The sequence below is a fragment of the Pseudoalteromonas sp. SG43-4 genome (assembly GCF_014164325.1).
GTDB classification, from domain to species: domain Bacteria; phylum Pseudomonadota; class Gammaproteobacteria; order Enterobacterales; family Alteromonadaceae; genus Pseudoalteromonas; species Pseudoalteromonas distincta.
The window spans coordinates 216,337-231,682 of record NZ_JACJFB010000004.1; the positions used below are offsets into that span (position 1 = coordinate 216,337).

The 15,346-nt window shown below is 39.3% G+C and carries 9 protein-coding genes; 5 read left to right on the forward strand and 4 right to left on the reverse strand.

The window, feature by feature from the left end; translation table 11 throughout:
- Positions 1 to 385: 385 nt before the first annotated feature.
- On the reverse strand, positions 386 to 745 hold the full coding sequence (locus tag H5160_RS06100; RefSeq protein WP_024596018.1) for a DUF5522 domain-containing protein: 360 nt from the start codon (positions 743 to 745) through the stop codon (positions 386 to 388).
- A 43-nt stretch (positions 746 to 788) separates the two neighbouring features.
- Here H5160_RS06100 and H5160_RS06105 point away from each other — a divergent pair, with 43 nt between their 5' ends.
- Positions 789 to 1,115, forward strand: coding sequence for a hypothetical protein (locus H5160_RS06105; protein ID WP_182737069.1), 327 nt, complete (start codon positions 789 to 791; stop codon positions 1,113 to 1,115).
- A gap of 93 nt (positions 1,116 to 1,208) precedes the next feature.
- On the opposite strand, the gene H5160_RS06110 is transcribed toward H5160_RS06105, so the two are convergent.
- Positions 1,209 to 2,177: a class 1 fructose-bisphosphatase gene (locus tag H5160_RS06110; RefSeq protein WP_182737070.1), complete on the reverse strand. Its 969-nt coding sequence runs from the start codon at positions 2,175 to 2,177 to the stop codon at positions 1,209 to 1,211.
- Between the two features lie 154 nt (positions 2,178 to 2,331).
- Between H5160_RS06110 and H5160_RS06115 the strand changes: the two genes are divergently transcribed.
- A complete protein-coding gene (locus H5160_RS06115; protein ID WP_182737071.1) occupies positions 2,332 to 4,761 on the forward strand; it encodes a zinc-dependent metalloprotease in 2,430 nt (809 codons plus the stop codon).
- Positions 4,762 to 4,859: 98 nt separating this feature from the next.
- Here H5160_RS06115 and H5160_RS06120 read toward each other — a convergent pair whose 3' ends face one another.
- On the reverse strand, positions 4,860 to 5,633 hold the full coding sequence (locus tag H5160_RS06120) for a YggN family protein (protein WP_024605080.1): 774 nt from the start codon (positions 5,631 to 5,633) through the stop codon (positions 4,860 to 4,862).
- A 326-nt stretch (positions 5,634 to 5,959) separates the two neighbouring features.
- Complete coding sequence (gene rapA, locus H5160_RS06125; protein ID WP_024595181.1) at positions 5,960 to 8,854, reverse strand: RNA polymerase-associated protein RapA; 2,895 nt, start codon at positions 8,852 to 8,854, stop codon at positions 5,960 to 5,962.
- 305 nt (positions 8,855 to 9,159) lie between these two features.
- On the opposite strand from rapA, the gene H5160_RS06130 reads away from it, so the two are divergent.
- Genes H5160_RS06130 through H5160_RS06140 form a run of 3 tightly spaced genes read left to right on the forward strand, consistent with a single transcriptional unit; the run spans position 9,160 to position 15,301 of the window.
- On the forward strand, positions 9,160 to 10,557 hold the full coding sequence (locus H5160_RS06130; RefSeq protein ID WP_182737072.1) for a PhoH family protein: 1,398 nt from the start codon (positions 9,160 to 9,162) through the stop codon (positions 10,555 to 10,557).
- 51 nt (positions 10,558 to 10,608) lie between these two features.
- Positions 10,609 to 14,418 (forward strand): PAS domain-containing hybrid sensor histidine kinase/response regulator, encoded by a 3,810-nt coding sequence (locus tag H5160_RS06135; protein ID WP_182737073.1) that lies wholly within the window; start codon positions 10,609 to 10,611, stop codon positions 14,416 to 14,418.
- A complete protein-coding gene (locus tag H5160_RS06140) occupies positions 14,402 to 15,301 on the forward strand; it encodes a diguanylate cyclase (protein WP_024605076.1) in 900 nt (299 codons plus the stop codon). The genes H5160_RS06135 and H5160_RS06140 overlap by 17 nt, the downstream gene beginning before the upstream one ends.
- Positions 15,302 to 15,346: the final 45 nt, after the last annotated feature.

A 15,346-nucleotide genomic window follows, 5' to 3' on the forward strand; every position in this document is an offset into this window, starting at 1 on the left:
ACAGTACTTAAAAATATTATTCACAAGGAGAAGTGAAAGAGAAGAAAATGAGAAGGTAAAAACCAGTGCTTACTCGTATTTGAATACTATTTTTATACAATCACTTACTCTAAAAACGCAGCGCCTCTAAACCTCTTTGTGAATAACAGTATTTAAAAATATTACTCACAAGGAGAAGTGAAAGAGAAGAAAATGAGAAGGTAAAAACCAGTGCTTACTCGTATTTGAATACTATTTTTATACAATCACTTACTCTAAAAGCGCAGCGCCTCTAAACCTCTTTGTGAATAATTGCATTTAAAAATATTACTCACAAGGAGAAGTGAAAGAGAAGAAAATGAGAAGATAAAAATCAATGTTTGCTCGTAGTTGTATTAAATAGCTTTTACTTTTTAAAACCATAAGGGCAGTTTTTACAACCATTTTTGCAGCACGAACCACGCTTTAAAAAGAACCACTTACTAAATACCATGTAACCACTTTGCATGGTGTAGTCGAGCCCTTCAATTAAATTGTCGTTACCTCTATATTGCTTTGCAAAGTCTATTTGGGTTTTAATAGGTTGTGTATAAACACCCTCTAAAAAAGTATTTATTTTATTAAGCGTGCACTTGCGGCATAAACAACTTGTTGCTGTGATATCAAGCGGTAAAATAGCCGGCAGCTCATTGCACCAACACGCTGATATATCGTCTACATTACACGTTAGAGTACTGTGGCATTGAGTACAGTTAAGTTGAGTCATTATAATTCTTTTTAGTAACAGTGAGCCAAGAATAACAAATATTATGAATACACAAAAAGCATTAGCTGAATTTATTACATTTGGAGAGCAAAGGGACGAAGCTATATCGGTTATCGTTTCAAGCCCTGCTGATAGCAATAAAGCTCACTATACTCTCTCAACCGAGGTTTTAATTGATGTGCTTAAACGCTGTTTAAGTAACGAAATAGACTTAGATGATTTGGATCTTTGGGCAAACGTAATTGAATCGCGAGATGACATTGATTGTACTGAGCATGAAGGTTTTATTTATGCGCTCAGTAATAGCGAGCAAATGGGAGAGCTTAATCATCAAAAGCTTGCTCAAATAGTTGCGTTAGTAAAAGTTTGATTTGTTTAAAAAGCGAGGTGTAAAACCTCACCTAAAAAAACCGCACTTCAATTGAATGCGGTTTTTTAAATTGAGGACAACCGTTTTAAGCGATTATTTATGATATCCCAAGCACGTTTCTACTTCGTTTTTAGAACCTAAAATAACGGCTACTCGCTGGTGGATTGCATCAGGCTGAATATCCATAATACGCTCGGTACCGGTTGATGCGATACCGCCAGCTTGCTCTACTAACATAGCCATTGGGTTTGCTTCATAAAGTAGGCGTAATTTATTTGGCTTTTTAGGATCTTTGGTGTCGGTAGGGTAAGTAAATAAACCGCCACGGCTAAGCACGCGATGTACATCGCCCACCATTGCTGCAATCCAGCGCATATTAAAGTTTTTAGCGCGCGGGCCTGTATCGCCTGCTAGCAAATCATTGATATAGTTTTGCATAGCTGGCTGCCAATGGCGTTGGTTAGACGTATTAATGGCAAATTCGTTTGTATCAGCAGGGATTTCGGCAAAATCTTGTGTAAGTAAAAAGCTGCCTTGTGTTTTATCAAGAGTAAACATGCGCGTGCCTTTACCTGTAGTCAGCGCAAGCATTGTTGATGGCCCGTAAAGTACGTAACCTGCAGCAACTTGCTTATGGCCGGGCTGCATAAATATGCTTTGATCAGCAGCGTCAGAGCCTTCAGGCGCTTCCATAATAGAAAATATAGTACCCACAAGTGAGTTAATATCCGTATTTGACGAGCCATCGAGTGGATCAAATGCCACTATAAATTTAGCGTCTGGGTTACCTGCTACTGTGTAGTCTTCTTCTTCAGAGGCGATTGCTTTAACCGTATCTGATTCCAGTAAAATATCTTTTAACAGCTGATTAGATAATACATCGAGCTTTTTTTGAGTTTCACCTTGAATGTTTTCATCAAGGGTTGAGCCTAATACGCCAGAAAGCGCGCCTTGACCAACGCGAAACGAAATTTCTTTACATGCCGCTAAAACTGTTCGAATTAATGATAAAAGTTCTCTTGAACAACCATCTTCAAGTAATACTGGAGGGAGTCTACGCATTCTATTTTCCTGATAACGTGTTAAAACCAATCATAATGTGAGAGAGATTAGCTTAGAGCGCTGAAATTCGTCTTAAATAACTGTATTGTTTAAATAGCACCCTATAATGGGACCACCTAATCGTACTTAAAACACAAATAACAAAGATAAGATTATGAAAAAAATACCACTACTAAGTTACATATTCTTTACTGTGCTGTGCTCTATCATAACTCAAGCGCACGCAGCAATTAAGTCAATTGATGAATTTACTACGCAAATGAATCATTTTCCGGGCTATTATTCGTTTTTTTACGATACCCAAAAGGGAAAAGTATATTTAAAAGTTGATAAGTTTGAACAACAATTTTTACTGCAACAAAGCTTGCCTTACGGTATTGGCTCTAACGATATAGGCCTTGATAGAGGTCAGCTTGGTAATACTCACCTTGTGCAGTTTGAGCGTTTTGGCGACAAAGTAATGCTGCGGGCTGTAAATACTTACTATCGTGCTAACACAAGTAACAAGGCCGAACAGCAAAGTATTAAAGAAGCGTTTGCATCAAGTATACTTGCTGGTTTTAAAGTGGTTGCAGAGGATAAAGCCACAGCACTTATTGATTATACGCCTTATTTATTAAGTGATGTACATGGCGTAAGTCGCAAGCTTGCTGCACGTAAGCAAGGGAACTTTAGCCTTGATGAATCACGTAGCGCCGTTTATATGAATCGCTCAAAAGCATTTGTAAAAAACACCGAGCTTGAAGCCGTACTTACATTTAAGGGCACAAAACCAGGTGAATTTGTTCGCCAAGTAAGTGTCGACCCTTATGCGCTTACTGTTCATATGCATCATTCACTTATTCAATTACCAGATGATAACTACACACCTCGTAAGTTTAATCCGCAATCAGGTTTTTGGAGTATAGAACATAAAGATTACGCAGCGCCGCTTGGTGATTCTATGTACGTGCGTTATATACCGCGCCATCGTTTAACTAAAAAAGACTCAAGTTTACCTATTAGTGAACCTGTTAAAGCAATTGTTTATTACCTTGATCCTGGCGTACCAGAGCCCGTTAAAAGCGCTTTGCTTGAAGGTGGGAAATGGTGGAACGACGCATTTACTGCTGCAGGATATAAAAATGCATTTATAGTAAAAGTGCTGCCAAGTAGCGCCGACCCTATGGATATTCGTTACAACGTCATTCAATGGGTACACCGTGCAACGCGTGGTTGGTCATACGGTAGTTCTGTAATTGACCCGCGTACAGGTGAAATACTTAAAGGGCATGTAACACTTGGCTCATTGCGTGTTCGCCAAGATATTTTAATAGCTGAAGCACTCGCTGCTCCTTATTTAAAAGGCAATGAAGTTGCTAAAAACTTGCAAGCAATGGCGCTTGATCGTATTCGCCAATTAAGTGCGCATGAAATTGGTCACACGTTAGGTATTGCTCATAACTTTGCGGCATCGGTAGGTGATAGAGCTTCTGTAATGGATTACCCACACCCGCTACTTAGTTTTAATGAACAAGGTAAGCTTGATGTAACGCGCGGCTATGCAACAGGCATGGGCGTATGGGATACCCAGGTAATTAAATATGGTTATAGCGATTTTACTAACCAAGATGAAAGCGCAGAACTTGCTGCTATTTTAAAAGAAAATAAAGCCAAAGGCCTTGAGTTTATATCAGATAGCGACGCTCGTGCTAAAGGTGGCGCGCATCCAACAGCTCATCTATGGGATAACGGCACTAATCCTTCGCAGGAACTTTTAAGAGTACTCGACGTACGTAAAAAAGCGCTTTCGAAGTTTGGTATTAATAATATTAAAACGGGCGATTCATTATCGCAATTAGAGGAAAAACTAGTTCCGCTTTATCTGTTTCACCGTTTTCAGGTTGAGGCTGCAGTGAAACTCATAGCCGGTGTTGATTACGAATACGAAACACGCGGCGACTCAGCCGTAAAAGGCGCACAAGTCGTTAATAAAAAAACACAGCAAGAAGCGGTAAACGCTATTTTTGCAACGCTTAAGCCAAGTAACTTATTACTTCCTGAATCTGTGTTATCGCTAATTCCGCCAAAAGCATATGGTGAGTCTAAATCGCGCGAGAGCATAGTGGGGCGCACAGGATTAACGCTCGATGCAATGGCATTACCCGAGGTTGCAGTGCAGCATAGCTTGTCGCTTTTATTAAATGCACAACGTTTAAACCGCCTAGCGCAGCAGCAAGCACGTAGTAATGACTTTTATAGTTTAGATGAGTTGCTTGAGGAGCTATATAGCCAAGTGTTTAACGCGTCATCACCTAATACAATGACAGGTAAAATCACTCAGCGCGTGCAATTTTTAACTGCAAAAGCCATGGCTGATTTAGTAGCAAGCGATAGTGTAAGCCCTGAAGTGCAAGCGCAGTTACGTTACTACTTAGTTAAGTTAAGTGAAGACTTTAACCAAAACTCAATGCTGAGCCATACAAGTACTGGCGAGAGTGCGTTTAAGCAATATTTAGCTGAGCAAGTAAATCAGTTTTTAATTAAAGGGCAATGGCCAAACAACTTTAAAGTGCTGCCAATCCCGCCGGGCTCACCAATTTAGAATAAAAAGTAGAAGCGCTTAGTTTTAATCAATTACAAAGCAAAACACCGAGTATATTTATACTCGGTGTTATTTTATTCTAAAAACGAATACGTACTCTAAGATTTTATTTGCACTAAATCGTAATCGGCCATACCAGGTACTATTGCCTGTAAGCGAGACTCGGTTACATCGAGTGCATTTAAACATTCGCAATACTCAGAAGCCTTAAGCTCTAATTGATGCGCCTTTTTTTGTAGCGACTTATCAATTTCTCTTGAGATAATATCCATGCGTTGCCCCATGTCGTTAATGCGATCTTCTATATTACCTTCACGCGATTTAAACGCATCTCCAAGTGATACCAAAATAGCACCTAACGATCCATGAACAGCAGAGTGAATTTGCTGGCTGATCTCTTTAGTGAAAAAATCATCTATTTGCGAAAGTGATTGAGGGGCTATAAAAAAGAAGTCATCTCCGCGCTTAAACTTATCCATTAGCGCGCGCTCTACATACTGCAATTGTGTTTTAAGTACTTCAGGTTCTTTGTCTGACATACCTTCAACTACGTGTTCAATAGCGCTTAAACCTAAGTTAACACCATCGGTAGCAAGGTTTACTAATTCGGGGACTGTGTGGCGAATACCATTACTAAACTGTTCGAGTACTTTGCTTTCGTCATCGCTTAAATCAACCCAATAACCGCGAATAAACAGTTGGTTATTGTTATTAATTTGGACACGAGTTTGGCCTTTATCTAATATGCGAATTGCATCGTCAGTAATAATTAAACCATGACGTAATTCAACATCGCATTGGGCTTGAGCAAAGACACTAGTGCTTGAGAGCGCTATGGAAAACGCCAATATCGAACGAGATAGAAACGCCATAAACACCTCAAAAAGACTAAAATGGAAGGCGAGTAGGTTAACAAAAAAACAACTTTATGCAAGGGAAAATAAACCTATCAACTATCTCACAGAATAGTTGTATAGAGTGCAGCTTGAGTTTTTAGATATGGTTATGTTGGGCAAAATCAACAGTTCAACAAAGGGCTTAATATATAGCTAGAGAGGGTAGAAGTGGCTCATAGTAAAATAAGAACACGTGGTTTTTAAATGAAGTTTAAAAAGGTACAGCTATTTATATCAATTAAGCTTAATAGCCGACTCTAAATTTACTCTGGAGTCGGCTCAAAAGACTAAAAACTAAATATTTAGTGTGAAACCACTATTAAGCGAATTGCATCAAGTTGTAACTGCGTTTTTTCAATATACGTAGTTAGGTCGTTACGTTGCTTATCGTAGAAGGTAATTTCTTCTTGGCGAATATTCGGATTAATTTGCTTCAGGGCAACAAGTCGCTCTTGCTCTTCACTGAGTGATGTTTGCATTTTAGCAAGTGACGCTGCGCGAATAACTTCAAGTTTTTCTTGTGCCATATCTTTAGCGGTAGTGATCATTGGGTGAACAGCGCTTTGCAATGCACCGGCAAGCTTACTTGCTGTTTGGCGGCCTACGGCTGATAACTGCTGATTAAAGCCTTCAAATGCCACGTTTTCACCTAGGTTATTACCTGCTTTATCGAGCAATATACGAATTGGTGTAGGCGGTAAAAAGCGACCAACTTGTAATACTTTTGGTGCCATTGCTTCTGCAACAAAAATAAGCTCAACAAAAAAGGTACCAGGCGGTAACTTTTTGTTTTTAAGTAATGCTACCGATGCGCTACCAAAGTCGTCGTCACAAATCATATCCATGGTGCCTTGCACCATAGGGTGATCCCAGCTGATAAAGTGTACGTCTTCTTGCGAAAGTGCCGTGTCGCGATCAAAGGTAACCGTCATACCGTCTTCTTTAAGCGATGGGAACGATGCATTTAACATATGTTCCGTTGGCTTTAAGATAATGGTGTTTTCGCCTTTATCTTCTTGGCTTACGCCAAATGTGTCAAACACGTTGATCATGTAGCTTGGCAATTCAAACTGGTTATCGAGTTTTTCGATATCAGTCACAAGCGAGTCGGCAGCACCTTGACCCGATGAATGTAGCTCTAGTAAACGATCTCGTCCGCTTTCCATTTTTTTACGCAGTACCGCATTTTGTTGTGCTACTTGCTCAAGTAATGGATCGAGTTCGTCTTCATCGCAGTTATGCGCAGAAATATATTCAAGTAAGTCATCACGGAACTCTTTATAAAGCATTTGCCCCGTTGTTGATGTAGATTCGAATGCATCTAGACCTTCGTTATACCAACGTAGCAGTACTTCTTGAGCGGTGTTTTCAAAATATGGCACATGAATGTTCACATCTTGTGTTTGGCCTATACGGTCTAGTCGACCAATACGTTGCTCTAGTAAATCTGGGTTCAGTGGTAAATCAAACAACACTAAGTGATGCGAGAACTGGAAATTACGACCTTCTGAGCCAATTTCTGAACACAGTAATATTTGTGCATTATCGTACTCGTCTGCAAAAAATGCAGCAGCGCGGTCACGCTCAATAATCGACATGCCTTCGTGAAATACCGACGCTTTAATTGCTTCACGTTCACGCAGTATTTGCTCAAGGCTGATAGCTGTTTCAGCTTTGGCACATATAAGCAGTACTTTTTCGCGCTTAAGTGTTTTAAGGGTGTCGATTAACCAATCTACGCGTGGATCGAATAAACCCCAGCTTGCGCTTTCGCCTTCAAATTCTTGAAATATTTTTTCAGGAAACAGAGCACGGTGTGCACTTAGTTCAGGGTTTTGAATACCGCCCATATTACCAAGAACCGACATAGCCGTTTTATACTGCTTTGGTAATGCCATTGGGTAGGCGTGTAATTTACGGCTTGGGTAGCCGTCAATGCCGCTGCGGCTATTTCTGAATAATATACGACCTGTGCCGTGGCGATCGAGTAGCATGTTAAGTATTTCTTTACGCGCTGGTAAATCACCTTGCTGTGCTTTTTCAAGAATATCAGTAATGTCGGTTTCTTTTAATAGCTCAATTAGCGTGGCTTTGGCTGCGTCGTCCAGAGCTTGCTCTTGCAGTAATTGATTTGCCGCTTGCGCTACGTCTTTATAATTTGCTTCTTCTTCTTTAAACACGTCGTAGTCGTAAAAACGATCCGGATCGAGTAACTGTAAACGTGCAAAGTGACTGCTGTGACCAAGTTGATCAGGCGTTGCTGTAAGCAAAATAAGACCCGGAATATCTTGGCTAAGCTCTGCCATACGTTGGTACTCAGAGCTTGGCTTGCCGTTATTGATACTTAGGTGGTGGGCTTCATCTATTACTAAAAGGTCCCAATCAGCAAGCGTTGCTTGTTCAAACCAACGTTTTTTCTTGGTTAAAAACTCAAGGCTGGTAAGTACTAGTTGCTCTGTATCAAATACGTTTGGAGAATCTGCAAACGCTTCATCGCAGCGCTCTTCATCAAAAATAGAAAAACGTAAGTTAAAGCGGCGTAGCATTTCTACTAACCATTGGTGTTGTAGATTTTCAGGCACCACAATAAGTACGCGGCTTGCACGGCCACTAATAATTTGTTGATGTAGTATCATGCCCGCTTCAATTGTTTTACCAAGGCCTACTTCATCTGATAAAAGTACGCGTGGGGCAAAACGTTTACCCACTTCTTGTGCAATATAAAGCTGGTGCGGAATAAGATTAGCACGCTGACCAATTAAACCTTTAATAGGCGATTGTTCACGTTCAAATTTATGTAACCACGTTTGGTAGCGAAGTGTGTAGCGATCAAAACGATCTACTTGGCCTGCAAATAAACGATCTTGTGGTTTATTAAATTTAATAAAATGATCTAAAAAGGTTTCTTTAAGTTTAGCCGTTTCGCCATTATCAACACGGGTGCCGTGATAGCAAAGTAACTCGCCTTGTACTTCAATAGACTCTACTTCTAATTCCCATTCTTCAACGCTTTTGATCACATCGCCAGGATTAAATGCCACACGGGTAACAGGTGCTTCTGCACTAGAATAAACACGGTTTTCACCACTGGCAGGAAATAATATGCTGACCTGACGGCCTTCAATGGCAACAACGGTGCCTAATCCTAAATCTGACTCTGTATCACTGATCCAACGCTGACCTAAGGAAAAATTCATGTATGTCTCGTCTATGATGAAAAAGGCGGCTATGTTACCTGTAAGCTAACACCACTGCAAGGCGCTATTTGGCTCACTTTTAATTAATTTTGTAAGTGTTAATTATTACTATTAAAACAGCTTGTTTATGACTCTTTTTTAGGTAAATCAAAACTAATTACAGTTTGTAATAAAACGGACTTTTATGACAAATAGACTAAACTTACATTATGCCTTAGCAATTAAGTATTGCAGGTTTAAGTTTTGCCCGTTTTACTTAGTTATTTTGGTATAGCATAAAAATCATAAAACGTAAGGAAAGTGCTATGGAAAAAGCTTCGAACCTTGAAAGTAAAATGTATGTGCTAGATACCAACGTACTACTTCACGAACCACTCGCTTATTTGTCTTTTCAAGAGCATGACGTTGTAATTCCGATGACGGTGCTTGAAGAACTTGACCATATAAAAGACAGAAAACACGACGTAAGCCGTGATGCGCGCGTCGCTATTCGTGGATTAGATGAAGTTCTTAAAAATGCAACGCCTGAACAAATGCTACAAGGCGTGGCGCTGCCGAGTAACAAAAAGGCAAAAGCGAGCTCTGCAGGTACCCTCATTATTGTAAACGACCATTTATTTGCCGACTCCATTTCTGGTTTGCCAGGTAACGAAAACGACCATCGTATTATTAATTGCGCCGTGTATTTACAAAAGCAGCACAGTGATTCAAAAGTTATATTAGTAACAAAAGACATAAACATGCGTTTAAAGGCCAAAGGCGCAGGGCTTAAATATGTTGAGGATTACCGCACCGACCAACTTATTGATGACATAAGCCTGCTCACTAGTGGTTATAAAAAAATTGAAGGTGATTTTTGGGATCATGTTGGGGAGTGTAATACGCAGCAACACGGACGTGATACATTTCATCATGTGCCTAAAAACTTAATCCCTGATGTATTTTGTAATGAATATTTACTTGATGGAGGGGAGCAGTTTGCGGCGCGCGTTAAATGCTACGATGACGAGCACATAACGCTAAAAGATATTGGCGTTGAGCGCCTAATGCATCAACAAGCATGGGGCGTTAAGCCCAAAAATATTTATCAAGGGATGGCATTAGATGCACTGCTGGATACAAGTATTGAACTTGTTATTTTAACAGGGCCTGCTGGGTGTGGTAAAACCTTGTTAGCACTTGCCAGCGCCCTTGAAATGGTCATCGAAAAAGGTATTTACGATAAAGTAATAGTCACCCGTAATACCCCTGAAATAGCAGAGTCTATAGGCTTTTTACCAGGCACTGAGGAGGAAAAAATGGCGCCATGGCTTGCAGCTATCACTGATACGCTGGAGGTATTGCACAAAGGCGACGAAAATCCAATATCAAGCCGAAACTATATTATGGAGAAGGCTAATGTACAGTTTAAATCGGTCAACTTTATGCGTGGGCGTAGCATTCAAAATGCAGTGGTAATTTTAGATGAGAGCCAAAATTTAACGGCATCTCAGCTTAAAACGATTATTACTCGCTGCGGCGAAGGTACTAAATTAATTTGTACAGGTAACTTGGCGCAAATTGATAGTAACTATTTAACGCCAGTAACATCGGGCTTGACGTACATAGTAGAGCGCTTTAAAAACTTTGAAGGCAGCGCAACAATAAACCTCAACGGTGTTGTGCGTAGTCGCTTAGCGTCGTTTGCAGAAGAAAATTTATAACTTGCGCTTAACAAATTGGCTCGATAGTCTATCGATTGATTTTCGAGCCAAATGGCAGGCAGTACATTGAATTTTTTACCTCTGAAGCATTATTATCGTTCATTATTTATTGCGCTGTTAGTGCCATTGATTGTCGCTTTTTTACTGTGCTTGCACTTATATAATATAAAGCTTGAGCGGACGGTTGAAAAACGCCAAGCTGACTTTACAAATATTTCAGCGCAAGTTACCCACGGGATGGACTCGGTGAGTAATCTACTTACCACCATGTTTAACTTATACGAGCAAGTGACTTATCCCAAAATAAATCAAGATTTGCTCGAAGGTATAAATCAATATGATGGTTACTATTATCGTCATTTTATTGATCAAAGTACGGAAATTGTAGGTAAAGGTGAGTTTGCGTTATCTGCTAAGGCATTAATGCAGTGGCAGCAGGCTATTACATTAGGGCCTTCGTTTAATACAACGCTTGCATTAATGCAGTCGTTATCTGCTGTAGCGTATGTTGATGATAATGGTTTTGCTTATGTAAGCAGGCACAACAAAAGCCAAAGTTTTATGCTTACTGAAATTTTAAATGGAAAATTTAAGCCAAAATTTGCGCAAAACAAGCTTACTTCAAGTCCTATTGTTAAAGTGAATGATAATTCGTATTTTGCTATTGGTCGACAACGAAGCACAGGCTCAGCCGATTACATTATTTTAATTTATGATGTTCAAGCAATTTCTGGATGGTTAAAAAAGGTGTCACCGAACAGTGGTGAATACGTTTTTATGAACCAATCGCATCAAATTATCGCCAGCTCTAAACAGATAATAGAGCAAGCGACTGCGTTAAAAAATTATTGGCCAGGCTTGGCCGATCATCAGAGTCAAAAAACAGTATTAACTAGTGATAGTAATTACTTTATGCAGCCTATGGGTGAGTTACCTATTCACGCAGCATTTTACGAGCACAAACCCCAATTAATAAGCTCAATTAAGTATGAGATATTACTAGAGTTTACTTTTTTAACGCTATTTTTAAGTATTATGTTTGGCGTGTTTTTTTGGTTAAGTCAGCGCATTTTTATAAAGCCGATGACTCACTTAATGTCATACCTTGAGAGTAACGGGACACAACAAGAAGAGCAGCTAAATTACAAAGTACCACTGAGCTGGCAACCTTGGTTTTCTAAAGTGAAGCGTGTATTTACTAAAAACAAACAGTTAGTTGATTCATTACAAAGTGCAAATAAAGCTCTGGACGACCAAGTTCAGCTGCAATCAGAAAAACTAAGCCGCAGTTACGAAGCGAAAGAGCGCCACTTAGCTTTACTCAACACTATGCTAAACAGTGTGCCAGACCTTATTTACTTTAAAAATATTGATGGTTCATTCTTAGGATGCAATAAAGCATTTGAGGCATATATCGGTAAAGATCAAACTGCATTAGTTGGTAAATATGTAGATGATTTAGGTGACAATGATCAGCAAATAAATGCGCTTGAAAAACAAGTATTACAAAACAGAAATAGTGTTGAACAGCGAATAGAAACCGATACAAAATCGTATCAACTTACTATTGCACCTTTTTATAACGAGCACCAACACCTGTTAGGAACCATGGGCATTGGTCGCGATATTACCGAGCAGCAACAAACATTATTGGCCTTAAAATCATCTGAATCTAAATTTAGAAGTGCAATTGAATTTGCGGCTAACTGCGTGGTTTTACTCTCGCTTGAACACACCATATTGCAAGTAAATAAAGCAGCAAGAAAGCAGTTTTCTGATCAGCCAGTACTCGTTGGGGAGCAGTTGAAAGCATTATTTGATGACTCCCAATGGAAGCAGATAAAAAGCACTTTAGCGCAATTGCTAGATGACAAAAAACGCGTATACCATTTAACGCTTGCTCAAGGGGGCTTAACAAGCTGGTTGCAACTAAGTGTATCGCTTGTCTGGGATGAAAACCGCGATCCAGCTTATTATGTTATACACATTCAGGATGTGAGTGCATTAACTAAATCAAAACTAGATGCCGAACGAGCAACCCTAGCTAAAAGCCGCTTTATAGCCAATTTAAGTCATGAAATACGTACCCCTTTGAACGCTGTTTTAGGGTTGCTTGATATGTTAATAGAGCAAGGCTTAACGCAAAAGCAATTACAACAAACAGATCAAGCTAAGCATGCAGCACAAAGCTTGTTATTAATGCTTAATAGAATGCTTGATTTTGCACGTATTGAAGGTTCGCAAACCGATTTAAAACAAGCGTCTTTTAGCATGGTTGAGCTGGTGGATATTTGTGAAAGCTTAACGGCTCCATTGTGCGAAGGAAAAGGTATTGAATTTGTTATTGATATTGACCCGCTAATAGCACCTGATTTGATATGCGACAGTATACGTTTGCAGCAAATATTAGGTAACTTATTAACTAATGCCGTTAAGTTTACAAAAACAGGTTCCATTACTTTAAAAATGGAACTTATTGAAAGCGATAGCCTAGAGCAACAGCATATTTGCTTTAAAGTAATCGATACTGGCATGGGTATAGATGAAGCTGATCAAAGTCGCTTATTCGATGCTTTTACTCAAGGTGATGAATCTTCAACCCGCATACACCAAGGGGTTGGGCTAGGTTTAGCTATTGTTAAACATGCAGTATCGTTAATGGGTGGGGAGATTGCTTTAAAGAGTAAAAAAGGCCACGGCAGCGAATTTTATTTCAGTATTAGCTTTTTAGTTGATACCACTAAAAACACAGTGTTACCGACTAATACATTGGCTATTTTATCTGATCAAAGTAAAGAGCTTAAGCAGGTGACAAATGCATATAACGAACTTGCTAATATTAATTTAGATGAGGTACTAAAATACCCAATTAAGCTCTCTAATACTCAAAAAATAATAATTGATGCAGCTGACTTACCTGCACTTTTAAATGTTGAAGCGATTAATGATTCGTTATCAGCTAAAGAAACATCGGTAATTATTATTAATCATCAGCACACACTTAATTTACCGACAAGCGAGCACTTAGCTGCGCATCACGTTAAAGCATCGGCATTAGGGCAAAGGCTATTTAGTTTGAACTCTCAGCAAAAGCCTATAGTTAATACAAGTGCCGCAGTACACAGTGCAACTGAAAGTAAAGCTGATATATCGGGTCTACTTGTATTAGCCATTGATGATAATCAGCTTAACTTAGAAATAATTAGCAGTGTTCTGCGCCAAGCAAACGTAAATGTTGTTACGGCTTTAAGCGCATCAATTGGTATGGAGTTATTGCAAGTTTTGAAGCCTGACTTAATATTGATGGATGTGCAAATGCCGAAAATAGATGGCTGTCAAGCAACCGCTTTGATTCGTCAACAGTTTGACGCAAAGCAACTGCCTATTTTTGCTTTAACGGCTCATTGTGAACCTGCTGATGTAGAGCGTTCTTTAAAGTGCGGCATGAATAAACATTTAACTAAACCGGTTGTTGCTAAAGTACTTATTGATGCAATTGCTGATTTAAACTTAGTTAAACCAAGCTTTTTTGAAAAATCATTTGCTTTAACGCAGTTTAGTATGGATGAAAAACTGCTTAATACGATGATTGATAAGTTTGCTAGCTTGTGTGAAACCCAGCTATCGCAACTAGAAGAAACAACCAATAAGGATGATTTGGTACGTTTAGTGCATAGTATCAAGGGTGTAGCAGGTAATTTAGGTTTTAGACGATTATCACATTGTGCTTTATTGTGTGAAAGAACGCTTAAAACAACTAATAAGCCTATTGAGATTACACTACAAGAGCTTATCATACAGCTAGAACAGGTAATTGTTTTTATAAAAGGGCTAGGGGTTAGGGATGTCGAAAAGAGCTAAAGTACTTATTGTGGATGATGATCCAATCAACAGATTAGTACTTGAAAAAACACTTAAAGCAGAACACGACGTGTTCTTAGTTGAAAGTGGTGAAAAAGCACTGACCTTTGTAAAAACAGCGCAAGTTGATTTAATAATCCTTGATGTAATTATGCCTGGAATTGACGGCTATCAAGTACTTGTGGAGCTTAAAGAAAACCCAATAACTCAGTCTATTCCTATTATATTTATATCAGCCAATCGTAGCCATGATGATGAAGCAAAGGGCTTAGAGCTCGGTGCAATGGACTACATAACCAAGCCATTTAGCCCTTCTATTGTTCGCGTTAGAGTGCGCAACCAACTCCTCATAAAGCAAAAAAATGATTTGCTAGAAATGCTAGCTTCGATAGATGGCTTGACTGAAATACCAAATAGACGCTACCTTGATGAAAACTTATCTCGAGAATGGCGCCGCAGCAAGCGAAGTGGAACACCGCTATCGGTGTTACTTATGGATATAGACCACTTTAAACGTTACAACGATTGCTACGGACACCGTGCTGGCGATGAGTGTTTAAAGAATGTTGCGCAAGCACTTGCAGCTCAATGTGAACGTGGCAGTGACTTTATTGCTCGTTATGGCGGAGAAGAATTTGCTGCTGTGCTACCAGGAATTGATAAGCATGAAGCTATGGAGTTTGCTAATAAATTACGCAATGCTGTAAATGCTTTGAATATAGAACATAAAGCTTCATTAAATGCAGACCACATCACTATAAGTATAGGTATTGCCACTACACAAAGTGGTAAAGTGTATGCTGAGCAAGCATTATTAGAAGAGGCCGATTTAGGCTTATATGCCGCTAAAGATGCAGGGCGAGATAGAATAGTCGCACGCTAAAAACTTAATATACAAAAACGCCAATATTCATATATTGGCGTTTTT

Coding starts and splice junctions, on each gene's coding strand:
- H5160_RS06110 (WP_182737070.1), bottom strand. CDS start 2,177: ATGCGTAGACTCCCTCCAGTATTACTTGAAGATGGTTGTTCAAGAGAA.
- rapA (WP_024595181.1), bottom strand. CDS start 8,854: ATGAATTTTTCCTTAGGTCAGCGTTGGATCAGTGATACAGAGTCAGAT.
- H5160_RS06140 (WP_024605076.1), top strand. CDS start 14,402: ATGTCGAAAAGAGCTAAAGTACTTATTGTGGATGATGATCCAATCAAC.
- H5160_RS06130 (WP_182737072.1), top strand. CDS start 9,160: ATGGAAAAAGCTTCGAACCTTGAAAGTAAAATGTATGTGCTAGATACC.
- H5160_RS06105 (WP_182737069.1), top strand. CDS start 789: ATGAATACACAAAAAGCATTAGCTGAATTTATTACATTTGGAGAGCAA.
- H5160_RS06120 (WP_024605080.1), bottom strand. CDS start 5,633: ATGGCGTTTCTATCTCGTTCGATATTGGCGTTTTCCATAGCGCTCTCA.
- H5160_RS06100 (WP_024596018.1), bottom strand. CDS start 745: ATGACTCAACTTAACTGTACTCAATGCCACAGTACTCTAACGTGTAAT.
- H5160_RS06135 (WP_182737073.1), top strand. CDS start 10,609: ATGGCAGGCAGTACATTGAATTTTTTACCTCTGAAGCATTATTATCGT.
- H5160_RS06115 (WP_182737071.1), top strand. CDS start 2,332: ATGAAAAAAATACCACTACTAAGTTACATATTCTTTACTGTGCTGTGC.